A 257-nucleotide genomic window follows, 5' to 3' on the forward strand; every position below is an offset into this window, starting at 1 on the left:
GCTGAAAAATTGGGCTTGTTTGTGGCACCATGTTCATCGCCACAGGTGAAATCAAAGTATTTCGATATACCTCAGCTAACGGCATAATCGTGTTCAAACTTAACACAATCGCCAACATCGCAGCTAATACTATACGCCCTAAAAATCGCAACTTAGCTTGCGCGACCCAGACACCATGAGCAAAAAACGGTAACAACATTGGTAAGACAATCGCTACTGTTAACACTTGGAATTGTGCCAACAAAGCGACGACGACA

Annotated in this window: 1 pseudogene; it reads right to left on the minus strand. The window is 43.6% G+C overall.

Annotation, left to right across the window (positions count from 1 at the left end):
- Positions 1–257: pseudogene (locus WEIDD23_RS13970) on the minus strand (hypothetical protein); the annotation flags it as partial.

This window comes from Weissella sp. DD23 (genome assembly GCF_001579105.1).
GTDB classification, from domain to species: Bacteria; Bacillota; Bacilli; order Lactobacillales; family Lactobacillaceae; genus Weissella; species Weissella cibaria.